The sequence below is a fragment of the Acidiluteibacter ferrifornacis genome (assembly GCF_009909615.1).
In the GTDB taxonomy this organism is placed as follows: Bacteria; Bacteroidota; Bacteroidia; order Flavobacteriales_E; family Vicingaceae; genus Acidiluteibacter; species Acidiluteibacter ferrifornacis.
Window position 1 is genome coordinate 1 of record NZ_WWNE01000011.1, and the last position, 25,189, is coordinate 25,189.

Below are 25,189 nucleotides of genomic sequence, written 5' to 3' on the forward strand. Positions count from 1 at the left end.
GCCGATTTTGAAAACTACACTGAACAACAACTGAATACTGAAATTCAGCAAGCACAAAACCAGCAACCTGCTGACGAATCTCCTGACGGTAGAGGTGGTGATTGGGAATTCCCTTAGTAGACCAATATTTTTTTAAAAAAATAAAACACTCCACACCATTCAAAGCGCACAAAACATCACACCTTAAAGTGATGTTTATTAATTATTTAAATACCAAAAATACAGTATTTAACAACTTTCTATATGCACAATTTTGGATTATTGTCCTTTTATAAGGATGACATTCAGCCTAATTTTACATCGTAGGTTAAAAAAATAGCCTCTTCGTAGAGATGATTAAAATTAGAAACCTTGTACGCCAATTAAACACCGAAGACTACAATTCTTTGGTTGTTAACTTTGAGGACTCTAATAATATCCTACTCAAAGGCATTATTGAACTCTACAGAAATCATATTTACAGTGATGAAAAGATGGCTGAAGTTCTTCAAATCAACTCCTACCTATATTTAGAGTTAAAACGATCACTGAAAAGAAAAATCTATGCGCTTTACGAAATTGATTGCAATGAAATAAAGCACAGCTTATTGAATAGAGTATCCTATTTATCTACTAGACCTAGCAACTTTAATTGTGATGAAGAGAACTTAATTCTACACTCCTTTCTAAGCGATTTAAATAAGTTTAATCTAGATTATTATGCTGCCCCAATTTATGAAAAGCTAACTCAACTGAATAGAAATAATGAGAAATATGAAGAGTATTATAAACTTTATAGAAGTCATTATAATATCAAACAATCTAATGAAAGATGTTTAACTCTATTCATGCATTTAAATTCAAAAATTGGAGAATACAATCAAGATCCTTGTACTGAATTTAAGTCCCAAATTGATAGAACGTTACTTGAATTGAAAAATATTTTCACGTATAACCAGAATGGGTATACTTCAAGCATTTATCATTTGGCTATTCTATTGTCCAGCGCCTTTTTACCAGAAAGTAAATACGCCCTCACGTCAATAGAAACTATTGAAAATTCTTATTTAACAACCAATGAATTGATTCAGCAACTACCAGCTGGAGCTGAACAATTTTACTTAAACAATATACTTGCTCTATCAGGCATGAAGTTTTTGTTAGAAAATAACAACCCCACTTTCGAAACTGCGTTTATTTTACAAATAAATACTGCAAAACACGTAGTTTATTACAACTTAAACTTTCCAACTGATATTGCAAAAGATTTAATAACCTCCTACCAAGAAAGATACCTTAATAACCAATCATTTACCCCCTCGAAAGGATTGGTTATTTCTCTACAAGAAAACCTTGTTAAAACAAAGAATGCAATCAACTATTTTACAAAGAACAGGGAACTAAACCCACTGACAAATAGATCTACTGCATTCAGCTAAACAACACTCTTGAAAATAATAATTGGTTAAAACTTTCTGTTTAGTTGCCGAAAACTCCTCACACCCAATGAGGAGTTTTTTTATTTTTACATACTTTTATTCAAATAGGCAATTATCCCCAATCCAAAGCCAACACTTATTAAAACATTAAGTAAAGCAATGCAATAATTACCATCTTTGAAAAGAGTAAAGGTCTCCAAACTAAAAGTAGAGAATGTGCTAAAACCGCCACAAAAGCCTATAATCAATAAGGGCCTATAAATTGAATCGATTGGCCACTTTGTGGTACTATAAAATACCAACACTCCTATCAGTAAACAACTTACCAAATTAGTTAATACCGTGGCTACTGGAAATTTATGCGTTTGAAATTGAAATAGAATACTGATTGCATACCTTAACACACTACCAATTCCTCCTCCTACAAAGACTAATACATAATTCATTTTGTTTGAGAATTGATTCCAAAATTGAATCGTTTATCGATCCAATTCATGAAAGAATAATCAAGATAGGCAATCAAAACACCTAAAAGAGCTCCACACAGAACATCTAAAGGAAAGTGAACACCTAGGTAAACTCGGCTATACGAGACAACTGTAGCCCATATTAACAAACCAAACAACCAGCTTCTATTCTTTAAAATCAACCCAATAAAAGTGGCCAAAGCAAATGTATTTGTAGCATGAGAAGAAACGAATCCAAACTTTCCACCACATCGATTATCCACTATATAAACCAACCCTTCTAGTGTTGGGTCATGACATGGCCTAAAACGTTCAAACACATTTTTAAATAGATTAACAGAAATTTGATCTGAAGCTACAATTAACAATACCACAAAAAACAATATATAAAAACCCTTCGTTTTATACTGTTTAAATACAAAATAAAGTAAAACGGCATATAACGGGATCCACTCTAACTTTCCCGAAACAAACACCATTAGCGAATCAAGCTGAGGAGCTCCACAGCCATTTAAAGATAAAAATAGAGACTTGTCAAGATGGATTAATTGGTCAATAATACTACTCATTTATCGTAAGATTTTTCCACAAGAGGTCTTTTAACTCAGTCAACCCTTGTTGCGCCACCGAAGAAATAAAAATAGAATCCAAATCAGGCAACTGAGCTTTAATTTCCGACTTTAATTCCTCATCCAACATATCAGATTTAGATATTGCTAATATTCTTTTCTTGTCCAATAATTCAGGATTATACGCTCTCAATTCATTCAACAAAATTTCATACTCTTTTGCAATATCCTCACTATCTGCTGGCACCATAAACAACAGCAAGCTGTTTCTCTCAATATGTCTCAAAAATCGCAACCCTATCCCTTTTCCAGTATGAGCCCCCTCAATAATACCAGGGATATCTGCCATAATAAAGGACTTAAAATCACGATAAGGCACGATTCCTAAATTAGGCACCAATGTAGTAAAAGGATAATTTGCGATTTCTGGTTTTGCTGCTGTGATAACAGAAAGCAATGTTGATTTCCCTGCATTCGGGAAGCCAACTAAACCCACATCAGCAAGAACTTTCAATTCTAGAATCTTCCATTGTGTTTGCCCTTCTTCACCAGGCTGAGCATATCTTGGTGATTGATTAGTTGCTGATTTAAATTTTGTGTTCCCTTGTCCACCTTTTCCTCCACTAAGTAGGATCACTGTTTGCCCATCTTCAGTAATTTCAAATTCAACCTCTCCTGTTTCAGCGTCTCTAGCAATCGTTCCTACGGGGACATCGATAACTTCATCATTTCCATCTCCTCCGCTTCTGTTATTCGCTCCTCCGCCTTCGCCATCTCCAGCGCTAATATGTTTTCTATACTTCAAGTGCAATAGGGTCCATAATTGGGCATTTCCTCTCAATACGATATGTCCACCTCTACCACCATTTCCTCCATCAGGACCACCTTTTGCTGTCAATCGATCTCGGTAAAAATGAGTAGAACCTCTCCCACCTCTACCAGATTTAAAGGCAATCTTAACGTAATCTACAAAGTTATTTTCGGACATCTACATTTTGTTTAATTTGCAAATTTAAACTTTTAGTAAGGAATAGGACTTTGATAGTAAAAAATAAAAGATTCGTCTATTTTTTGTTTTTTTGTTCGTAAAATGAAATTATCTTTAGGCTATCACTACTTTAACATAATTTAAAACCCAACAATAAACTCACCTTAACTTTGAACATTTTAATAGTTGTTGACAACGAGGACGATGCATTCTTCCTGAGCGAATTGATAGAAAGTAATCATCCTGAAGAAAAATCAATATTTCATAAGAGCACCCTATTAGAAGCTAGCAAAGCACTCAACTGTGATAAGTTTGACATCGTTTTAATAGACCTCACCCTACCTGATAGCTTCGGCATTTTTAATTATCTTAAGCTTTTCCAAGAAAATGCAGACACTCCATTCATTGTTTTAACCGGTATAAATGATGAGTATGTTGGAATTAATGCAGTTAAAAATGGAGCTCAAGACTTTTTAGTGAAAGGAAATTTTGACGAATTACTCCTGAATCGATCCATTCAATATTCTATAGAGCGAAAAAAGACGGAAGTTACTCTTAGAAGAAGCGAAAATCGATATAAAGAACTATTCTACCATTCGATAGATGCTATCTATATGACCAATGAAAGAGGTGAATTCATTACCATCAATCCATCTGGTTTAAAATTATTTGAAATCGAGAAAGAAAAATTAGATCATTATAGTGCTCATGATCTTTATATCGATCAGAACGAAAGAGAACAACTGATCAAAGAAATTGAAAAAACCTCTAGTGTTAAAGACTTTGAGGTGAAACTAAAAAAGCAACAAAGTGGAGAGGTAATAGACTGCCTTTTAAGTACTATTAAAATTTTTGATGAAGTACAGAATGATTACCTGTATCAAGGTATTATTAGAGACATTACCGCAAAAAAATTAGCTGAAAAAGCTTTAAATCAAAGTCTAAAAGACCTGGATAGAGCAAATGAGAGCCTCATCACCCTCAACAACAGCCTAGAAGAATTGGTTCAAGAAAGAACCTTTCAGTTGAATAAAGAAAAGGAAATCGTTGAAATCCAAAACTTAGAAATAAAGCGGAGTATTCAGTATGCTAAAAGAATTCAAGCATCGATTCTACCTACTCAAAGCTACATTAGACAAACCCTACCCGACTCATTTATATATTACCATCCGAAAGATATTGTGAGTGGAGATTTTTATTGGTTCACCCAAATTGGACACAAAGCAGTAATAGCTGCTGTAGATTGTACAGGTCACGGTGTTCCTGGTGCTTTTATGTCAATTATTGGATATACAGCTTTAAACTATATTATCAACGATAAAAAGATATTAGAACCTTCGGTTATTTTAAAAGAATTAGATAAACAAGTTCGCACAAGTATCAATCAACAGGGAGCAAATATTGAGAACTCTACAGACGGAATGGAGCTGGGTATAAGCGTCATCGACTTTCAAACAAACAAAATAGAATATTCAGGAGCCAATCGGCCAATGTATATTTACACTAAAAATGAGCTTCATAAAATAACTACGTCTAAGAATTCAATTGGTGGAGATCGAGAGGGTAATGTAAAAAAGGAATTTAAAACCTTTAGACATCAATTTCAAACTGGAGATTTGTTCTATCTTTTAAGTGATGGCTATGTAGATCAGTTTGGAGGACCTAGAGGCAAAAAGTTTATGAGTAAAAATATCATACACCTTATCGAAGCAATTAAACATTTACCAATGAGAGACCAAGGTAAACTCTTTGAGAAAAACATCATCGATTGGAAAGGCAACGAAGAACAAGTAGACGATATTCTGGTTATCGGAGTAAGATTATAAAAAAAGGGAGTGCAATGCTCTCCCTTCCTTCTTTTATTATTGTTTGATTTTCTCTGTCAATCTATTAAAAACTTCATCCATACTACCTACGCCATCTATTACGTTATATTTCCCTTGCTTATTGTAGTATACTTTTAACGGGGAAGTCACTTTATTGTAAGTTACAATTCTATTAAAAATTACCGACTCATTTTTATCATCCTCCCTACCGGAGTCCTTTCCTCTTTGAACAATTCGGGCCACTAATTCTTCATCATCCACTTCTAGAGACAACATTACTGTTATAGAGGTATTGTAATCTTCTAATAAAGCATCTAGAGCTTTGGCCTGCTCTGTTGTTCTAGGAAAACCATCAAAAATAAAGCCTTTGGCATCAGAATTTTGCTCCAATTTCGACTCTATCATCCCAATAACTACCTCATCTGGAACCAACTCACCCTTATTCATAAAGGCTTGTGCTTCTAGACCCAACTTAGTCTTTTCTTTAATTTCAGCTCTCAATAAATCTCCTGTTGAAAGGTGCACTAAATTATATGCTTCTTTTAATTTAGTTGCTTGAGTGCCTTTTCCTGCCCCTGGAGGTCCAAATAATACAATATTTAACATTGTCTTCTTTCTATTATTAATCTTTTAAAACAAATAGTTCATTTAAATTTCTTCCAAAACCATCGTAGTCTAGGCCATACCCTACTACAAAAGCATTCGGAATTTCCATAGCAACATAGTCAACGGGGATGTCCTTATTATATGCCTCTGGTTTGAGCAGAAAAGTAGCAATTTTTATGGAGTTACAGCCAGCTTTTTTTAATAAATCGACAATTGTTTCTATAGTATTTCCAGTATCTACGATATCTTCTACTATAATAACATCTCTACCTTCAAGACTTCTGTCTAAGCCAATCAATTGATTTACTTCACCTGTAGACTTCATTCCTTTATAACTAGCTACCTTCACAAAACTTATTTCACAAGAAAGGTTTACTTTTTTCATTAAGTCAGCAGCAAACAGAAAGCATCCATTGAGAACGCCTAAAAATAAAGGCGACTTGCCTTCATAATCTGAATTTATACTATTGGCTATGGTCGAAATTGAAGTAGCGATTTCTTCTTCGTTCTTATATAATCGAAATGTTTTGTCTAATATTTTTACTTCTTTCAATTGATTGTTTTTTTTAAGGTTCCAAAAGTAATAAAATTCTAAGATTCCACTTGTGGTTTAAATTCCTTCCCTGATCAAGGTTCAAGATTTTGCTCACTGCATATATTAAGTAAAAATCCATACGTAAAAACACTAATAAAAATTTCATTTTTTCTTCGACTACTAACTTGTTTAAAACTACTAAGTATTGATTTTAGTAGACAAACAAATTTTACCTTAACTTTGGCCACCCTAAAAAGTATCACAATGAAGAATCTGTTAACCCCATATGGAATTGGTGCATTCTTGATTAGCCTTGTATTTTTTCTCCATACCGATTCTGCTATTGCGCAATGCACAGTCACATCGTCAACAGGATATGAAGTTACTGTCAACGTTGTTCCTCGCTCAGTCGTTGCACCAAGTTCATGTCCTTATGGCTATAATTACAACATTATCGTTGACTACACTGTTACTTTTAGTGGAGCTACAGCACCATCATCCATGTATACCTTACAAGGAAATTTAAGATGTGGCAGTCATACCCTATTTTACAATTTGCCCAACTCCGGAGGAACTGGCTCCTACACCACGACTTCAAATCCATACAGAAGTGCCTCAGACTGTGCAACAGCTACTACATCTTCTTTGGGTTGTAATAGCAGTACATTACAAATCGACGGACCAGGAATTTCCAATCGGACCATTTCATGCTCCGGCTCCCCACTTCCAGTTGAATTGATTGACTTTAAGGCAATAAAAACAACAAACCAAGTACTTTTAAAGTGGATTACCGCTTCAGAAATCAATAATGATTACTTTTCAATTGAACGCTCAAGTGATGCAGAAAATTGGGAAATCATTGGCACAGTGAAGGGCTCTGGGAATTCAAATCAAAAAAATGAGTACTCCTTTATAGATAAAGATCCATTAAAAGGAGACTCCTATTATCAAATAAAACAAACTGATTTCGATGGAACATCTACCTATTCGTTTATTTCGTCAGTAGAAGAAAATAAAATTTATTCACCTGTAGAACTAAAGGTTTACCCGAACCCCAGCGAAAACCACATCTCAATCGAAGGCGAAGAGATTGAACTCTCACAAATTTTGATTTATTCTAGTTTGGGCAAAAATTTAACTCTGCAAATACCATCGACTATAATATCACCAACTATGATACAATATGATATTTCAAATCTTCCAAATGGTGTATATGTTATACAAACTCTTAGAGGAACCAAAAGGTTTGTAAAAATCTAGAACATCTTTGCGAGAACATCCCCCACCAAAAATGATAATCCTGCTGCAAAAGCACCCAACATCAATGTTTCTATAATACTTCTGAAAGGATTAGTTTGATTCACCGAACTTTTTAACCAACCAATTAACATAAATGCTACTGACGTCAGTAGTATTGCGACTAGAAATGGTTGTTCAATTTTTGTGGAAGAAAGATAATCCAAAACATATACAAGCAATGGAATGAAACCGACCACAATAAACGATATGAATGTAACGGCGCCCATTTTAATAGGCGACTTTTCCTCTTTTATCATCCCCAACTCTTCCTTCATCATTACGTCTACCCAACGCTTTTTGTTGGCTGTTATCACATCGACTACTTTTTCTAATAACTCTCCTTCAAATCCTTTGGCCGCATATATTTCCTTGACTTCCTCCCGCTCTTTTTCTGGTAGATGCTCAACTTCCCAATACTCTACTTGTTCATGCTTTTCAAAGCGTTCCAATTCTGACTTATTAGAAAGATAACTGCCTACCGACATTGCAAAACCATCTGCAATCAAATTGGCAAACCCTAGAATAATAACTACTGAAGAATCTAAATTGGCTCCTGCTGCTCCTGCTACAACTGCAAAAGTAGTGACACTACCATCTATTCCGCCATATACGAACTCTCCGATATAATCATTCCACTTATCCCAGAATTTAGATCCATTATGATACTCATACTCTCTATGTTCTTCCGCCATTATAAGTGTTGATCTATTTCTTGTTTTAAGTAATCGATGGCAGTTCTGGATGGAGACTGTTTCATACCTGCCATTAATTTTAATATTAATTGACTCAACTCCATACCCGATGCATCTTCAGGTAAAGAACTTGCAGCGGTATTTACAATTTTTAAGTTTTCTTCTTTTACTGTCCTAACCATCCTCCACGCCGAGGTACTAACATAAACCTGTTGTGATAAATTATGCTCATATTCTGTTCGTATGGCTTTAAGTAATTCTTGATGTAGTTTACTTCTAGACATTCCTCCGACATAAATCCGCATCACTAAATTCTCTAAGGATATTCGCTCTAAGAATAAAACAATTCTTTCGTAAGCCTGAAACTTAATAGGTGTCACTGTTTTTTGAGACTCTTTCCTAAAATCTAAAAGCCACTTTTTTTGAAAAGAGTCAATTAGTTTTTTCATCATAAAATAGATTCCAATGAACACAATTATGATTGGTAGAATAAATAGTAATGCTTGTAGGATTGATTCTGTCATAAAATAGATTTTGAAAATTTAAAATTAATCGAATTATTTGGTTTATACCGCACCATTTTTTCTTAATATCTATTGTATTTAATAGGGGCTGTAGTGAACAAATTTATTAGATTTGTGCCTCACGTATTTACGAATCTGTTTTAATTATGAGTCAAGTTGCAGACCGCATCAATCACTTATCTGAATCACAAACACTAGCAATGGCTCGTCGTAGTCGAGAACTTCAACAAGCTGGGATTGACATAATAAGTTTAAGTCTAGGTGAACCAGACTTTGACACCCCTGATTTTGTAAAAAAAGCAGCTAATGAGGCTATTGCCAACAACTTCACCCATTATACTCCGGTGAACGGATATCTGGAAGTAAGACAAGCCGTTTCTGAAAAATTTAAGCGAGATAATAATTTAAATTACTCTCCTGACGAAATAGTAATTTCAACTGGTGCCAAACAATCCATTACCAATGTAATGTTGAGTATTGTAAATCCTGGAGATGAAGTAATTGTTCCTGCTCCTTATTGGGTTAGCTACATTGAAATCATAAAAATGGCTGAAGGAATCCCAGTCATCATAGAAGCTGGAATCGAACAAGATTTTAAAGTAAGTGCTGAACAAATTGAAGCAGCAATTACTCCTAAAACTAAAATGATGATCTTCAGTACACCCTGTAATCCAACAGGCTCGGTTTATGGGCAGCAAGAATTAAAGGAAATTGCCGAGGTCATGAAAAGAAATCCTAACTTTTTAGTGATTTCTGACGAAATATACGAACACATCAACTTTGTCAACCAACACCAGAGTTTGGCTCAATTCTCAGAAATTAAGGATCAAGTCATCACAATTAATGGTGTTTCTAAGGGTTTTGCAATGACTGGCTGGCGAATTGGATACATCGGAGCTCCAAAATGGATTGCTGATGCCTGCACTAAAATACAAGGACAAGTGACTTCAGGCACTTGCAGTATTGCCCAAAAAGCAGCTCAAGCGGCTCTTTTAGCCTCACCTGTAGTTTTAAAGGAAATGCAAACAGCATTTAGAAATCGAAGAGATTTAGTGTTAGAGTTACTTCAAAAAATTCCTGGAGTTAAAACCAACACACCTGAGGGAGCCTTTTATGTATTTCCAGATGTATCCTCTTTCTTTGGTAAGTCGTTTAATGGAAGATCCATTGAAAATGCAAATGACCTCAGCTTATTCTTATTGGATGAGGCTAAGGTAGCATTAGTAACTGGAGAAGCTTTTGGAAACCCCAATTGCATTAGAATTTCATATGCCGCTTCTGAAAGTGTTTTAACTGAAGCCTTAAAAAGAATACAAACTGCATTAGCAAAAATTTAATCATCGTGCAAAAAGTCAACCTCACGAGTTTATTTCAAAAGTTCAACGAGTTAAACGTACTAATCATAGGCGACGTTATGGTAGATGCCTATTATTGGGGAAAAGTAGAACGCATTTCTCCAGAAGCACCTGTACCTATTGTCGCAGTAGATTATTCCGAAAAGCGATTGGGAGGAGCAGCAAATGTAGCTTTGAATATTCAAGCTTTAGGGGCAAATGCCATTATGTGTGCTCCTATTGGTAATGACACTAGTGGAGTTGATTTTATTGAATTGTTAAACACACATCAGCTTTCAAGTGAAGGAATTTTGACCATTGAAAATAGAGTGACCACAGAGAAAACCCGCATCATTGGCAATAATTACCAAATGCTTAGAGTGGATAGGGAAACAACTGATGCTATTCCAAAAGCAGATGAAGATGCCTTTTTTCAAGTGATTCACCAAATTATTAATGATTCGAAAATAGATGTCATTATTTTTGAAGATTATGATAAAGGAGCTATTTCTGAACGTTTAATCAAAAAGGTAGTTGACCTTGCCATCGAAAAAAATATCCCAACAACGGTAGATCCCAAAAAGAGAAATTTTAAGTTTTATAAAAATGTAACTCTATTTAAACCCAACTTAAAAGAATTAAAAGAAGGACTAAAAATAGACTTTGATAAAAAAAATAAAGCAGAATTAGAAGTAGCAATAGACCAGCTAGAAAAAGTACTCAATAACAAACAGACTCTAATTACCTTATCAGAGTTAGGTGTATTTATCAAGAATAATTCGGAGAAACACCACATTCCAGCTCATCACCGTTCTATCGCTGATGTTTCTGGTGCAGGTGACACTGTAATAAGTGTGGCTTCTTTGTGTTTGGCCTTAGATATGCCTTCAAAAGTAATTGCTGAATTATCTAATCTAGCTGGTGGACTTGTTTGCGAAAAAGTGGGTGTAGTTTCTATTGTGAAGGAACAATTATTAAAAGAAGCCATAGAGATTTATAGCTAAATGCACGGATTTACAAAATTCAGCCTACATTTGATTCTTCATTTATAGCATTTAAGCTACTATGGGTATTCAGGAGTTTAGAGAAAAAATCAACCTAAGGCTATACAAGTCAAAAGGATTGGTCAATAGAATAATGAAAATTGGCGTTTTCGTAGCTTCTATTGTTGCCTTGGCTACTTTAGTATATTATTATGGATTCCCTCAAACCGACTCCTCTAAAAGTTACCTAATAGGTATTTTTAAAAGCACTTTTGTAGTTTATATTCTCAATTACATCATACAATTTATCTACGATTTTGAACCAATAGATTTTCTGAAAAGAACATGGGTAGAAGGTATGGTAATGTTGTTTTTAGTAGTAGAAGGTATTTCATATAACCTTTTCGACCATCTCCTTATCTCCTCCTTTTTTACCAACTTGGGGTTCGCCAATGTTGGAGAATATACCAACTTATTGATTCAGCTCTACTTTCTAATAGTGGTTTGGTATGAAATCGGAAAAGGAAGTAACATTCTACCTCGTTTAAAAATTAATCCCTCCGGATTATTCTTAGGTATTTTTGTGTGTATTATTATAGCAGGAGCAGGACTATTAATGCTTCCAGAAATGACCACGATTGAAGGTGGAATGAGTTTTATAGATGCCATCTTTACTGCTACATCAGCTGCCACAGTTACCGGTTTAGCGGTTCAGGACACTGCTCTATTTTTCACCTTTAAAGGGCAAATGATAATAATGCTCTTGATTAAGTTTGGTGGTTTGAATGTAATTGCATTTGGTTCCTTTATCGCCTTATTCTCTAAGTTTGGTGTAGGTGTAAAACAACATTCAGTAATAGAAGATTTCTTTAACAAGAATAACTTAATGAGTGCCAGAGGCATGCTGGCGAAAGTAATCATTTGGAGTTTATTCATAGAAATATTGGGGGCTGTGCTTACCTTTTTCGCTTGGTCTCCTGATATTCCCTTTAAATCAGTAAATGAAAAGATTTTCTTTTCCATTTTCCACTCTATTTCTGCATTGAATAGTGCAGGATTTTCACTCTTCAGTGATGGATTACACGAAGAAATAGTCAGAGACAACTATCTAGTCCACAATATTATGTGTATCCTGTTATTTTTGGGTGCCTTAGGTTTTATGGCTATTTTCGATATTTTCAGCATTAAACGTATTCGTGAAAGAATAAAAATGCCTTGGAAATCATTAGAATTTGCCACCAAAATTTCGCTGTATTTTTCATTAGGGTTAGTACTTGTAGGTGCATTCTTTTTCTACATTTTTGAAGGAAATTATTCCTTAAAAGGTCAGACGAATGTGTTAGAAAATATTAGTCATTCTATTTTTCAATCAGTCACTACTCGATCTGGCGGTTTAAATACTGTCGATATCTCTGCACTCTCGCTTCCAACAGTTGTTGTTTTTATGTTCTTAATGTTTATTGGTGGAGCATCTAGTTCAACTGGTGGGGGAATAAAAACATCCACCTTTGCCATTATTTGGGCGGCTACGATCAGTACCATCAAAAATAAAAAGAGAACAGAACTTTTCTCGTATAATATTCAAGGAAATCTAGTATTGAGGGCCTATTCAGTCTTTCTATTTTTCGCAATTGGCCTATTATTAGGTTGCTTTGGCTTGGCCTACACCGAGACAAGCTTGATAGAATCAGGCAGCTTTACCTTTATTGATATTATTTTTGAAGAAGTGTCGGCATATGGTACTGTTGGATTATCCAGAGGTGTCACTTCCTCCTTATCCATGTGGGGAAAGGTCATTTTAGTTTTATCCATGTTTGCAGGAAGGGTAGGAATGTTAACAGTAGCCTATGCATTTACTAAAGAATCATTAAGTACCAATTATAAATTTGCTGATGGACATACGATGGTAGGTTAAGTTTGATTATCAATCCTTACTTTTGTCAATAGCACATTTTTTTCAATTCAAATATATGTATCCAACTATAAGTGACGCGCTGAAAGACCTTTTTGGCATTAATATCCCATTACCATTGCCGTCTTTCGGCTTTTTTGTAGCCATTTCATTTTTATTAGCGGCTTATTTCTTTACACTTGAGTTGAAAAGAAAAGAAAAGAACGGATTGTTAAAACCCACTTGGAAAACAGTAACTATAGGAGCTCCTGCATCTTTTCAAGACCTGCTATTAAATGGTTTATTCGGCTTTGCTTTAGGGTTCAAACTTCCGATTTTAATACTTGAGTACAGTCAGTTTGTGGCTAACCCTCCTTCCTACATCCTTTCTGGTAAAGGCTATTTCATTGGTGGTGTTATAGGTGCTGCAATTGCAGTCTATTTAAGAAAAAAGGATGCCGACAAACAAAAGTTAGCAACTCCTAAAACTGAACAACAAAAAATGCAGCCGCATGAACATGTGAGCAATATGACGCTAATTGCAGCAGTAGCAGGTATTCTTGGAGCAAAATTATTTCACAACTTAGAGAATTTAGACGAGCTTTTAGCAGATCCGATTGGAGCCTTAACCAGTTTTTCTGGGTTAAGTATTTATGGCGGTTTGATTATAGGAGGAGGTTCAGTATTATATTATGCAGTAAAAAATGGAATGACGTGGATACATGTAGCAGATGCATGTGCTCCTGGACTAATGGCTGCATATGGGATGGGACGAGTTGGATGTCAAGTTGCCGGGGATGGTGATTGGGGAATGCCAAACGATGCTCCACAACCTGAATGGATGAGTTTTTTACCAGATTGGACCTGGGCTTACGATTATCCCAACAATGTACTCGGAATAGATATAAAAGAAGATTTTGCACAAATGGGCCTCGAAAGTATTACCGGAAAGGCTTGGCCGACTCCATTCTATGAAACCATTATGGCATTCATTATTTTTGGAATTCTATGGAGCCTGAGAAAACGAATAGACATTCCAGGAATCATATTTAGCATTTACCTCTCTTTAAATGGAATTGAGCGATTTTTAATCGAACAAATTCGAATCAATCCGGATTATCATTTTGCAGGGCTCAGCTTTACACAAGCGGAAATGATTGCTGTGATATTATTTCTATCTGGCATAGCTGGAATGATTTACTTTACAAAGAATAAGAATAAATACCTTCCCCAAACATGAATTTAGAACAACTCTGTCAGGAAGTCATCTCACTATCAACTGAGGTTGGCAATTTTATACGAGATGAAAATATCAAAGCTTCTGACGTAGAGATTAAATCTAAAAATAGCTTAGTTACTTATGTAGATAAAACAGCTGAAAAACGACTGGTAGATGGATTGAGTGTTTTGATTCCTGAAGCTGGATTTATCGCCGAAGAAGGGACTTCAATAAAAAAAGGAGAGGTATACAATTGGATCATAGACCCTCTAGATGGAACAACCAATTTTATTCATGGATTGCCTGTGTATTGTATTAGTATTGCACTAAGAAAAGAAAATCAAATTATTCTAGGCGTCATCTTTGAAATTACCTCAAGCGAATGCTTTTACGCATGGGAAAATAGTGCAGCTTTTCTGAATGGCAAACCAATTCATGTTTCAGAAACAGATGATTTGTCGCAGTCATTGATTGCCACAGGATTTCCATACTACAATTACGACCGACTAACTGAATACATGCAATTATTGCAACATTTCATGAAAGAAACTAGAGGCATTCGTAGATTAGGGTCAGCGGCAATGGATCTTGCTTACGTCGCTTGTGGCCGAATGGATGGTTTTTTCGAGTACAGTTTGAATGCTTGGGATGTAGCTGCGGGTGCATTTATAGTTCAACAAGCAGGTGGTCAAGTCTGTGATTTCAGTGGTGGTGACGACTATTTATTTGGGAGAGAAATAATCGCGTCGAATTCTAATTTACATGCATCATTCTTAATGTCGATAAAAAATTATATGGAGTAGTATTTTTCTTATCTTTATAAGAATCAATAAACTACTTTATCATGAAAACTTTCTTAACTGTACTGCTTGCATTAATTGTAAAAATGGGATTGGGGTGTACATGTAGTACATACTGGTCATTCTGTACATCAGCAAACCATTCTCAAATCTATCCTGTTATTGCAGGACAAATTTTATCTTCAGACTCAACAAGTATCTCAGTTTTAGTCCTCGAAAAATTACGTGGAACCATTTCGGACACCATTACTATTGAAAACTACGATATCAATTCCTGTGCAGATTCTTCTATGGCACTAGCCACAAGATTGGGAAATGTGGGGGATACTATTATTGCTATTTTACATCCTTACTCCAATGGCAGTTACTCTAGAAGTGAAAATTCATGTGGAATAGGCGATTTAGTAATCTCCAATGGAACTTGTACCGATTACATCGTCAATACCGTATCCACATTCCCTAGCCCTAGCGATTACACCACCTTTAGTTATTCTACAATTATCAATAACTGGAAAGCCAATAATGGAGATTGCAGGTCTTTAGTGGGTTTGGAAAAAAGATCAATTGCATCTGGGATTTCTTTTAGTAACAACCTAGACGGTACCTTCAAAATTCAATCTATCTTCTCAGCTGATTTAAGGGTAAATGTATACAGTCTAACAGGTAAGCTAATCAGGTTTCAATCTTTTACTGAATCCACCACCATCCATTTAGCAGGTGAAAGCAATGGAATCTACCTTTTTCAAATCACCAATAAGGGAGTTCCTATTTTGACCAAAAAAATAATGAAGTAAAATTTTCCATTATAATTAAAAATGCCCTTTGACTTTCGTCAAAGGGCATTTCCTATTTAATTATTATCCGAAAATTAATCAGCTAATTTTTTATACTTGAATCGAGTTGGTTCTTTACCCAAACGTTTAGCTCTGTTTTCTTCGTAGTCAGAATATCCTCCTTCGAAATAATACACATTCCCATTTCCTTCAAAAGCTAAGATGTGTGTACAAATTCTATCTAGGAACCATCTATCGTGAGAAATCACAACAGCACACCCGGCGAAGTTTTCAATACCTTCCTCTAATGCTCTCAATGTATTTACATCGATGTCGTTGGTCGGCTCATCCAGTAACAATACGTTGGCTTCCGTTTTTAGCGTCATTGCTAAGTGCAATCTATTTCGCTCTCCACCTGATAATACTCCTACTTTTTTATTCTGATCAGAACCAGAGAAGTTAAAACGAGATATGTAAGCTCTTGCATTCAGTGTTTGACCTCCTACTTCAATGTGCTCTTGTCCATTACTAATTACTTCATAAATGGTCTTATTCGGATCTAAATCTTTGTGCGTTTGATCCACATAACCTAATTCTACCGTTTGACCCACTGCAAACTCTCCTTTGTCAGGAGTTTCTTCACCCATAATTAAACGGAACAAGGTAGTTTTACCAGCACCGTTTGGTCCAATAATTCCAACAATACCTGCAGGTGGCAACCTAAAGTTCAAGTCGTCAAATAAAATTTTACCATCAAATGCTTTTGCTACTTGCTTCGCCTCGATTACTTCATTACCCAAACGTGGTCCGTTAGGAATTGGAATTTCCAAGGTTGACTCCTTTTTCATTCCGCCTTCGCTCATCATTTTGTCGTAATTGTTCAATCTCGCTTTCGACTTACTCTGACGACCTTTAGGGCTCATTCTCACCCATTCTAATTCTCGCTCTAAATTCTTTCTTCGCTTGCTCTCAGATTTCTCCTCTTGCGCCATTTTCTTGGTCTTCTGATCCAACCAAGAAGAATAGTTACCTTCCCATGGAATACCTTTTCCTTTGTCCAATTCAAGAATCCAACCTGCTACGTTATCTAAGAAGTATCTATCGTGAGTTACCGCGATTACAGTTCCTTTATATTGTTGTAAGTGACGCTCCAACCAATACACAGATTCGGCATCCAAGTGGTTAGTAGGCTCATCTAGTAGTAATACATCTGGCTCTTGCAACAGTAAACGACACAAAGCCACACGACGACGTTCACCACCGGACAATACTGTCACTGGCGTATCTCCATCAGGACACTGTAGGGCATCCATTGCTCTTTGCAAACGTTGATCTAACTCCCAAGCGTTGTATTGGTCTATTTTTTCAGAAAGCTGCTCTTGCTCTTTCATTAATGCTTCCATCTTATCCGGATTCTCCAAAACTTCTGGATCTCCAAACTTCTCGTTACAAGCTTCGTATGCCTTCAACACATCCACCACTTCCTGAACACCCTCTTCTACTACTTGTTTCACCGTTTTTTCTGGATCTAAATAAGGTTCCTGCGAAAGCATCCCTACTTTATATCCGTCAGAAAAAACAACTTCTCCTTTGATGTCTTTATCCTCTCCGGCAATTATGCGCATCAAGGTAGATTTTCCCGATCCGTTTAAACCAATTATACCAATCTTTGCACCGTAGTAAAAAGAAAGATAAATGTTACTTAAAATGGTATTTCCAGAAGGCAACACTTTGGAAACGTTTACCATTGAAAAAATAATCTTCTTATCGTCGCTCATATTCTAATGTTATTTGAAATAGGTTTCAATATTTTATGCAAATTTGACAAAAATACGACCACTATCAAGTAGTAAACTTAATTTAATACAGATTAATGGCCAAAAAAGAGAAAGTTTTAATTGGAAGAGTAGAAATAGTAGATTTCCCGAAGCTTGAGCTAATAGGAATTGAGGCAAAAATTGATACTGGAGCCTATAGCACTGCTCTGCATTGTCATAAAATATGGGTAGAAGAAATTGAAGGAAAAGAGGTACTCCATTTTGACATCCTCGATCCGGATCATCCGGAGTATTCTGAAAAGATTTTTACCAGTATAGATTTCGGACAAAAGAAAGTTAAAAGTTCAAATGGACGCAAAGAAAAACGCTACATCATTAAAACAAAAATAAAATTAGCCGGAAAAACCTACCTAACTGACGTCAGTTTAACGGATAGACAAAAGATGAAATATCCAGTATTAATAGGAAGAAAACTATTAAAAAACGGATATTTGATTGATGTTTCAAAAATAAAAATCAATTAATCACATAAGTTCTCAAAGATGAAAATTGCCATTCTCTCTCGAAATAAAAAATTGTACTCAACGCGCAGATTGGTTGAGGCCGCAGAAATTCGAGGGCATGAAGTTCATGTGCTTGATCATACCAAGTGCTATATTGTCAATCAAAAACAAGAACCTGCCATATATTATGGTAGTGAAAAGCTAGAAGGGTTTGACGCCGTGATACCCCGTATTGGAGCTTCAGTCACTTTTTATGGCGCTTCCATTATTCGTCAATTTGAGATGTGTAATGTATTTACAACGGTTAAATCAGTAGCCTTAACACGTTCCAGAGATAAACTGAGAAGTATTCAAATAATGTCTAGAGAAGGGTTAGATATTCCTAAAACGGCATTCGCTAGGCACCCTGACGACATCACCAACCTTATCAAAAGTGTAGGCGGAACTCCATTAATTATTAAAGTACTAGAAGGAACCCAAGGATTAGGAGTGGTATTAGCTGAAACTCAAAAAGCTGCAAAATCGGTAATTGAAGCCTTCTGGGGATTGAACACCAACATCTTGGTGCAAGAATTTATAAAAGAAGCTGGCGGAGCAGACATTCGTGCATTTGTAGTAAACGGAGAAGTAGTTGGGGCAATGAAACGCCAAGGAAAAGAAGGAGAGTTTAGATCAAACCTTCATCGAGGCGGGTCCTCAACCGCAATTAAATTAAAACGATCAGAAAAAACAGCAGCCATAAAAGCGGCTAAAGCAATGGGATTGAGTATTGCAGGAGTAGACATGTTGCAATCGGAAAGAGGGCCTTTAATTTTAGAGGTGAATTCTTCTCCAGGTTTGGAAGGAATTGAAAATTCGACGAAAGTGGACATTGCAGGAAAAATCATCGAATATATAGAAGGAAATGCAGGAAAAAAGAACAGCTTGAAAGATAAAGTTGGCGCATAACAATCAAAATCTACCATAGGATATGAGTAAAATGATTTCCATCAATAAACAAGGAGTAAAAGACGGCGAAAATGCTGTCATCACTTTAAATATAGCCCGATTGGCTTCAGGAACTAAAATCGACTTACCGATTTATGTGTACCGAAGTAAAAACCCTGGTCCTATATTGTTATTGAGTGGAGGTCTTCATGGAGATGAAGTTAACGGCGTTGAGATTGTCCGCAGAATGGTGGCCAACCATACCTTCGAACACCTCCACTGTGGGTCAGTGATTGCTATTCCTATCATGAACATCTATGGATTTCTCAACTTTTCGAGGGAAGTGCCAGACGGTAAAGACATTAACAGAAGTTTTCCCGGTAGTTTAACTGGTTCTTTAGCAGCCAGAGTCGCCTACAACTTAACACACAAAGTCTTAAAAGAAATAGATTTAGGAATTGACTTCCACACCGGCGGAGCCAGTAGATACAACTATCCTCAATGTCGTTTTTCACCAAGTGATGAATACAGCAAAAAAATAGCCGACGTGTTCAATGCCCCGATTACTATGGCTTCTAAATTAATTGATAAAAGCTTACGGAAAGAAGCCTACAAAATGGGCAAATCCATCATTGTGTTTGAAGGTGGAGAATCGATGCGTTTTGATGAACACGTGATACAAAATGGTATTCGTGGAGCGAGAAGAGTAATGAAGCATCTAGGAATGATCACTCAAGCTCCTCATGAAGAAGAAAATGTTTTTTGCAGCAACAGTTTTTGGGTTCGAGCCAAAAGCTCTGGAATGTTCACTGCTACTATACACTCGGGCAAAGAAGTCAAAAAGAACCAAATCATTGGAAAAATTACCGATCCATTTGGGCAATTTGAAACCAAAGTAAAAGCTTCCCATACCGGAATTATAATTGGGCACAATAATATGCCATTGGTTAATCAAGGAGATGCGCTATTCCACATCGGGATTCATTAAATTTGCCGCAAAATTAGATTGAATGAAGGCTTCTCCCGTTAAAAATTTTCTTTCGCTTGTAAAATTTAGTCACACCATTTTTGCATTGCCTTTTGCACTGATTGGCTACTTTTTGGCGATTAAATTCTCCATCTACACCTTTGATTGGGTAACTTTTATCCCCATGCTTCTGTGTATGGTTTTCGCTAGAAATGCCGCCATGGCCTTCAACCGATACATCGATAGAGATATTGACTCAGCCAATGAAAGAACCGCTAAAGTCAGAGAAATTCCAAACGGAACGATTACGCCGAATTCTGCAAAATGGTTTGTCATTGGAAACAGCATATTATTTATTGCAACGACTTATTTCATCAATTCCATTTGCTTTTACCTTTCACCAGTTGCTTTAGCTGTAGTTTTAGGATATAGTCTCACTAAAAGATTTACAGCATTGTGCCATTTAATATTAGGTATTGGATTGGCATTAGCTCCAATCGGAGCATACCTAGTAGTTGTCGGTTCATTTGCTTGGCTTCCACTCTACTTTTCTTTTGCGGTATTGTTTTGGGTATCCGGATTTGATATTATTTATGCTTTGCAAGACTATGATTTTGATAAAAAAATGAACCTAAAATCCATTCCTGTTTTTCTAGGGAAAGATGGCGCTTTGGGTTTCTCTACATTCTTACACCTACTCACTGCCGGTTTTATCATTTTTGCAGGATACAAAGCTGGTTTCGGTACATTTTATTGGATTGGAACTGCGCTTTTTCTAGCCTTACTCACCTATCAACACCTCATCGTAAAAGCCAATGATCTTTCTAAAGTTAATTTGGCCTTTTTTACCACCAATGGAGTTGCCTCCGTTCTGTTTGCTGTTTTTACCATTTTAGAGTTGCTCTTCCCCTTATAATTCTTTTTTTAAGGAGTCTCTTTTACAGTTTGGGAAATTTACCCCACAAAATTGAATTCTGACAGACTTCAAGATTACACCATAACTAGCTCACATTTAAATATATAACCAAAAAAATCTCTTCTGGCTCAGCTTTTTCTAATGGTTAAGAAACTTATAAAACTTAAACAATTATGAAAAGGTATAAAATAACAGTAGCAGCGATTTTAATCGGAGGAATGGGATTTTTAAGTAGCTGCGATACGGCAAACAACGAATCTAAAAATCTAGAAGAATTTGAGGCCTACGTGAATGAACTTTCCGCAGAAACTGAAGCCAACTGGGAAGAAGTAGAACGAAAGTATGTAGTCAAAAAGAACAAAGTTAGTGACGAAATCGAACAACTTTCTGATGATTCTAAAAAGGAATTTGAAGAGTTGAAAGATAAATACGAAAGAATGAAAGCAGACGCAAAAGCCAAAATGGATGAAATGGAGGCTAAAGAAAGAGCTGCAAAGATTAATGAAATGTATTTAATCGTGAAAAGCAACGATAGAAACATGGACTTATCTAACGTTACCGCTTCGAACATTAAAGAAGTCTATGAGAATTTCGTCAATTACATCGACGCCAACCAAGATGCGATGAGCAACGAAGACTGGAAAGAAGCTGAATTAATTTGGGATGCATTGAACGAACGAAAAAATGTAGTAGAACCAGATTTAAAGGCTGAAAACAACCGAGAAATTGCAAAAACAAAAACAAAGTATGCAGCATTGAAGGTAGCCAATAAACCTGGAGCTAAAGCCGATGAAAAAATAGCGACGGATAAAGAAAGAGAAATGAAGCAGAAATAGATATTGATTTACAACCAATTATTACTGAAGAGAAGGGAATCGTCACTAAGGCGATTCCTTTTTTTTGAGTCCATCTTTATTTTTAGATTAATCTAAAAATATTTTTACACAAATAATATTTAGGCTAATCTAAATAGATATATTTGCACTTCTAAAAATTTATAGAAATGCCGTTTAGAAATGCACTTCATCTGCACTTAATCTTTCTTTTTGCAATTATTCCCCCTCAACAGGTTTTCGGTCAGTTGGGTACCATTTCGGGAACAGTATTTCAAGAAAATGGAGAAGTTGTTCCTTTTGCAAACGTCTACCTCTCCAATACCAATTGGGGAGCCGCTAGCGACGAAAACGGTCAATTTAAAATCAACAATATCCCTCCTGGAGAATACCAAATACATGCACAGTTTATTGGTTTCAGCCGTCAATCAAAATCCATTGCATTAAGCGAAAATCAAAATTTAACCGTCAATTTTGAACTACAATACAGCAACTTAGATCTTGAGGAAGTAGTCATTACAGGTACCATGAAAGAAATGTCCAAAAAAAATAGCCCTGTGCCTGTAGAGGTATATACTGCGAAATATTTTGCCAATAATAAAAACCCATCCGTATTTGAATCATTGCAAAATGTCAATGGAGTTCGTCCTCAATTAAACTGTAGTGTATGCAATACTGGAGACATCCACATCAACGGATTAGAAGGCCCTTACACCATGGTCTTAATAGATGGAATGCCTATCGTTAGCGGATTATCCACTGTTTATGGGTTGACAGGAATCCCAGCTTCACTCATCGAACAGGTGGAAATTGTAAAAGGCCCTGCTTCCACATTGTATGGCTCAGAAGCCGTAGGTGGATTGATCAATGTGATTACCAAAAAACCAAGTACAGCACCACTTTTCTCTGCAGATGTATTCACTACTTCTTGGTTAGAAACCAATGCAGACATTGGAGCCAAATTCCATTTAGGAAAAAAAGCATCTTCCCTGCTTGGCGTCAATTACTTCAAATACAGCGATCCATTAGACCTCAACAATGATGGATTTACTGACATTACTTTGCAGGATCGAATTTCCTTGTTCAACAAGATCTCTTTTGATCGAAAAGACAACAGAATATTCAACATCGGCATGCGCTACGTTTATGAAGACAGATGGGGTGGAGAAATGAATTGGCGCCCTGCTTTTAGAGGTGGAGATTCCATATATGGAGAAAGTATCTATACCAACCGATGGGAGGTTTTTGGCAACTATCAACTGCCAATCGTTGATGAAAATTTCAACTTGCAATTCAGTGCCAACGGACATCACCAAAATTCAGTGTACGGAACCGATCGATACATTGCCGATCAACGAATTGCTTTTAGCCAATTGACTTGGAATAAAAAATGGACTCCTTCCAATGATGTATTGTTAGGCGTGGCTTATCGCTATACTTACTACGACGACAACACAGTAGCCACCTACGCCGCTGACAGCAGCAGAAACAGCCCATCCTATATTCACTTGCCAGGACTATTTATTCAAGACCAAGTAACCATCAATGAATTCAACACCCTACTTTTAGGACTGAGATACGATCACAATAACATTCATGGAAATATATTCTCCCCAAGAATCAATTATAAATGGAATTCTAAAAAGGAGAAGACCATTATCCGCCTGAGCGCAGGAAATGGATTTCGAGTGGCCAACATCTTTACCGAAGATCATGCCGCATTAACAGGTGCGCGTGAAGTGGTTTTTACTGAAAAGCTACAGCCAGAGCAATCGGTGAATGTCAACTTAAATGTGGTTCAGAAATTTTACACCAAAAATCAGACTTACGTCAACCTAGATGGATCAATATTTTACACCTTTTTCTCTAATCGTATTGTGCCAGATTACGAAATCAATCCCAACCAAATTATTTATGCCAACCTAGATGGACAAGCCATTTCAAAAGGCGTATCATTGAATGCCGACATCGTATGGCATAGCGGAGTAAAAATAATGGGAGGCGCCACTTTGATGGATGTAACGATAGAAGAAAACGATGGCAAACAGCGCCAATTATTAACGGAGAATTTTACAGGAGTTTGGAGTATCGAATACACCATCCTCCCCTACAACCTCACCATTAATTACACTGGAAATGTATACAGCCCTATGCGCTTACCACTATTGGGCGACCTCGACAATCGCAGTGAATATTCTCCATGGTTTAGCATTCAAAATATACAATTGACCAAACCCATCAATGACCAATGGTCGGTTTATGGAGGAGTGAAAAACCTGCTCAATTTTACTCCTGCTAGGAATAGTATTGCTCGATCTTTCGATCCATTTGACAAAAATGTACAATTTGATGCCAATGGAAATGCCGTTCCAACTCCCGAAAATCCCAATGCGCTAACATTTGACCCTTCTTATGTGTATGCCGCCAACCAAGGGATTCGAGGATTTATCGGAATAAAATATACGTTGAAATAAACATGAAACAGCTTTTACTCATTTTCCAGTTTTTCCTTCTTTCATTGGCAGCCTTCGCTCAAGTAGATTGGATCAATTTTGAAGAAGTAACCACCCAACTCGCTGAGAAAAAGAAACCCATTGTCCTGTTTATACATACTGATTGGTGCAAAATCTGCAAAATGCAAGAAGAGACCGTTTTCTCAGACGAAATTGTGGCCAAACAAATCAACAATCAATTTTATGCGCTGAAATTAAACGCTGAAGAAAAGCAGTCGTTGACCTTCTTAGGCCGGACTTATGCAGGAGCAACAGCTAACCGCTACCACGAACTAGCGGAATACTTGGGAAAAAGCAACAAAGAGTTCTACTTTCCTACATTGATTATACTCAATGAGCAATTGGAGGTAGTCTATAAAAAAGCAGGATTGGTGAGTAAAGAAGAATGGGCGGAATGGATGGAGGAAATGAAGTAACCTCGGAAGGATTCAAACTTATAGCAATTGCTATTCTATATAAACACTACTTGAGCAATACATACTATTCCTACCCTATTTTTCAATAAACAAAAAAGAGTAAATCATATTTTAGTCCCGAACTTATCGGGATGAATCGCTTTATGCGTGAGAAAATAATTTAAATGTGCATATACATGCTAAAAGCATGGGACTTCCGAGCGATAGCGAACATACGATTCCCGAAACAATAAACAAAAAAGAGTAAATCATATTTTAGTCCCGAACCTATCGGGATGAATCGCTTTATGCGTGTGAAAATAATTTAAATGTGAACGCATATGCATGCTAAAAGCATGGGACTTCCGAGCGATAGCGAACATACGATTCCCGAAACAATAAACAAGAGAGAGTAAATTGTAATTTAGCACAG

24 protein-coding genes are annotated in these 25,189 nt (G+C 36.3%); 16 read left to right on the plus strand and 8 right to left on the minus strand.

All coding sequences use genetic code 11. The annotated features are described in order from the left end of the window. The first annotated feature begins 332 nt into the window (after positions 1-332). The gene (locus GQN54_RS11825) at positions 333-1,418 is read left to right on the plus strand and encodes a hypothetical protein (RefSeq protein ID WP_160633764.1); all 1,086 of its coding nucleotides are present in this window, start codon (positions 333-335) and stop codon (positions 1,416-1,418) included. Positions 1,419-1,504: 86 nt separating this feature from the next. Here GQN54_RS11825 and crcB read toward each other — a convergent pair whose 3' ends face one another. From crcB to obgE, 3 genes are read right to left on the minus strand one after another with little or no spacing between them, the layout of a single operon-like run. Further along, positions 1,505-1,864 carry a fluoride efflux transporter CrcB gene (gene crcB, locus GQN54_RS11830; RefSeq protein ID WP_160633765.1) on the minus strand — a complete coding sequence of 120 codons (360 nt, stop codon included), beginning with the start codon at positions 1,862-1,864 and terminating at the stop codon, positions 1,505-1,507. Further along, positions 1,861-2,454 (minus strand): phosphatase PAP2 family protein, encoded by a 594-nt coding sequence (locus GQN54_RS11835; RefSeq protein ID WP_207554894.1) that lies wholly within the window; start codon positions 2,452-2,454, stop codon positions 1,861-1,863. Before GQN54_RS11835 ends, crcB begins: the two co-directional genes overlap by 4 nt. Continuing rightward, positions 2,447-3,442 carry a GTPase ObgE gene (gene obgE / locus GQN54_RS11840; RefSeq protein WP_160633766.1) on the minus strand — a complete coding sequence of 332 codons (996 nt, stop codon included), beginning with the start codon at positions 3,440-3,442 and terminating at the stop codon, positions 2,447-2,449. The genes GQN54_RS11835 and obgE overlap by 8 nt, the downstream gene beginning before the upstream one ends. A gap of 170 nt (positions 3,443-3,612) precedes the next feature. On the opposite strand from obgE, the gene GQN54_RS11845 reads away from it, so the two are divergent. After that, the gene (locus tag GQN54_RS11845; RefSeq protein WP_160633767.1) at positions 3,613-5,268 is read left to right on the plus strand and encodes a SpoIIE family protein phosphatase; all 1,656 of its coding nucleotides are present in this window, start codon (positions 3,613-3,615) and stop codon (positions 5,266-5,268) included. A gap of 36 nt (positions 5,269-5,304) precedes the next feature. Here the strand turns inward: GQN54_RS11845 and GQN54_RS15490 are convergent, their stop codons facing one another. Together GQN54_RS15490 and hpt are read right to left on the minus strand one after the other, a co-directional pair. Further along, on the minus strand, positions 5,305-5,874 hold the full coding sequence (locus tag GQN54_RS15490) for an adenylate kinase (RefSeq protein WP_160633768.1): 570 nt from the start codon (positions 5,872-5,874) through the stop codon (positions 5,305-5,307). A 16-nt stretch (positions 5,875-5,890) separates the two neighbouring features. Then, positions 5,891-6,427, minus strand: a complete 537-nt coding sequence (hpt, locus tag GQN54_RS15495; protein ID WP_160633769.1) for a hypoxanthine phosphoribosyltransferase — start codon at positions 6,425-6,427, stop codon at positions 5,891-5,893. Between the two features lie 246 nt (positions 6,428-6,673). Between hpt and GQN54_RS11860 the strand changes: the two genes are divergently transcribed. After that, positions 6,674-7,669: a T9SS type A sorting domain-containing protein gene (locus tag GQN54_RS11860; RefSeq protein ID WP_160633770.1), complete on the plus strand. Its 996-nt coding sequence runs from the start codon at positions 6,674-6,676 to the stop codon at positions 7,667-7,669. On the opposite strand, the gene GQN54_RS11865 is transcribed toward GQN54_RS11860, so the two are convergent. Both GQN54_RS11865 and GQN54_RS11870 read right to left on the minus strand, forming a co-directional pair. Then, positions 7,666-8,400, minus strand: coding sequence for a VIT1/CCC1 transporter family protein (locus GQN54_RS11865; RefSeq protein WP_160633771.1), 735 nt, complete (start codon positions 8,398-8,400; stop codon positions 7,666-7,668). The two genes, GQN54_RS11860 and GQN54_RS11865, sit on opposite strands and share 4 nt — an antisense overlap. Then, a complete protein-coding gene (locus GQN54_RS11870; RefSeq protein ID WP_160633772.1) occupies positions 8,400-8,924 on the minus strand; it encodes a DUF7935 family protein in 525 nt (174 codons plus the stop codon). The genes GQN54_RS11865 and GQN54_RS11870 overlap by 1 nt, the downstream gene beginning before the upstream one ends. 146 nt (positions 8,925-9,070) lie before the next feature. Between GQN54_RS11870 and GQN54_RS11875 the strand changes: the two genes are divergently transcribed. The 6 genes from GQN54_RS11875 (at position 9,071) to GQN54_RS11900 (ending at position 15,945) form a co-directional block, all read left to right on the plus strand. Beyond that, positions 9,071-10,261, plus strand: a complete 1,191-nt coding sequence (locus GQN54_RS11875; RefSeq protein ID WP_160633773.1) for a pyridoxal phosphate-dependent aminotransferase — start codon at positions 9,071-9,073, stop codon at positions 10,259-10,261. A 5-nt stretch (positions 10,262-10,266) separates the two neighbouring features. Next, complete coding sequence (locus tag GQN54_RS11880; protein ID WP_160633774.1) at positions 10,267-11,262, plus strand: bifunctional heptose 7-phosphate kinase/heptose 1-phosphate adenyltransferase; 996 nt, start codon at positions 10,267-10,269, stop codon at positions 11,260-11,262. A 61-nt stretch (positions 11,263-11,323) separates the two neighbouring features. Then, the gene (locus GQN54_RS11885) at positions 11,324-13,156 is read left to right on the plus strand and encodes a TrkH family potassium uptake protein (RefSeq protein WP_160633775.1); all 1,833 of its coding nucleotides are present in this window, start codon (positions 11,324-11,326) and stop codon (positions 13,154-13,156) included. Positions 13,157-13,211: 55 nt separating this feature from the next. Beyond that, entirely contained in the window at positions 13,212-14,372 is a 1,161-nt protein-coding gene (locus tag GQN54_RS11890; RefSeq protein ID WP_160633776.1) for a prolipoprotein diacylglyceryl transferase, read from the plus strand. Beyond that, entirely contained in the window at positions 14,369-15,154 is a 786-nt protein-coding gene (locus GQN54_RS11895) for an inositol monophosphatase family protein (RefSeq protein WP_160633777.1), read from the plus strand. Before GQN54_RS11890 ends, GQN54_RS11895 begins: the two co-directional genes overlap by 4 nt. A gap of 41 nt (positions 15,155-15,195) precedes the next feature. Beyond that, positions 15,196-15,945 (plus strand): T9SS type A sorting domain-containing protein, encoded by a 750-nt coding sequence (locus GQN54_RS11900; protein WP_160633778.1) that lies wholly within the window; start codon positions 15,196-15,198, stop codon positions 15,943-15,945. Between the two features lie 74 nt (positions 15,946-16,019). Here GQN54_RS11900 and ettA read toward each other — a convergent pair whose 3' ends face one another. Next, a complete protein-coding gene (gene ettA / locus GQN54_RS11905) occupies positions 16,020-17,702 on the minus strand; it encodes an energy-dependent translational throttle protein EttA (protein WP_160633779.1) in 1,683 nt (560 codons plus the stop codon). Between the two features lie 95 nt (positions 17,703-17,797). Between ettA and GQN54_RS11910 the strand changes: the two genes are divergently transcribed. From GQN54_RS11910 to GQN54_RS11940, 7 genes are all read left to right on the plus strand, one after another. Beyond that, positions 17,798-18,226 (plus strand): ATP-dependent zinc protease family protein, encoded by a 429-nt coding sequence (locus tag GQN54_RS11910; RefSeq protein ID WP_160633780.1) that lies wholly within the window; start codon positions 17,798-17,800, stop codon positions 18,224-18,226. Positions 18,227-18,244: 18 nt separating this feature from the next. Further along, complete coding sequence (rimK, locus tag GQN54_RS11915) at positions 18,245-19,153, plus strand: 30S ribosomal protein S6--L-glutamate ligase (RefSeq protein WP_160633781.1); 909 nt, start codon at positions 18,245-18,247, stop codon at positions 19,151-19,153. A gap of 22 nt (positions 19,154-19,175) precedes the next feature. Beyond that, entirely contained in the window at positions 19,176-20,120 is a 945-nt protein-coding gene (locus tag GQN54_RS11920) for a succinylglutamate desuccinylase/aspartoacylase family protein (protein WP_160633782.1), read from the plus strand. Between the two features lie 22 nt (positions 20,121-20,142). After that, positions 20,143-21,015, plus strand: coding sequence for a UbiA-like polyprenyltransferase (locus GQN54_RS11925; RefSeq protein ID WP_160633783.1), 873 nt, complete (start codon positions 20,143-20,145; stop codon positions 21,013-21,015). 173 nt (positions 21,016-21,188) lie between these two features. Beyond that, positions 21,189-21,851 carry a hypothetical protein gene (locus GQN54_RS11930; RefSeq protein WP_160633784.1) on the plus strand — a complete coding sequence of 221 codons (663 nt, stop codon included), beginning with the start codon at positions 21,189-21,191 and terminating at the stop codon, positions 21,849-21,851. Positions 21,852-22,018: 167 nt separating this feature from the next. After that, on the plus strand, positions 22,019-24,322 hold the full coding sequence (locus GQN54_RS11935; protein WP_160633785.1) for a TonB-dependent receptor: 2,304 nt from the start codon (positions 22,019-22,021) through the stop codon (positions 24,320-24,322). Between the two features lie 2 nt (positions 24,323-24,324). Next, entirely contained in the window at positions 24,325-24,777 is a 453-nt protein-coding gene (locus GQN54_RS11940; RefSeq protein WP_160633786.1) for a thioredoxin family protein, read from the plus strand. Positions 24,778-25,189: the final 412 nt, after the last annotated feature.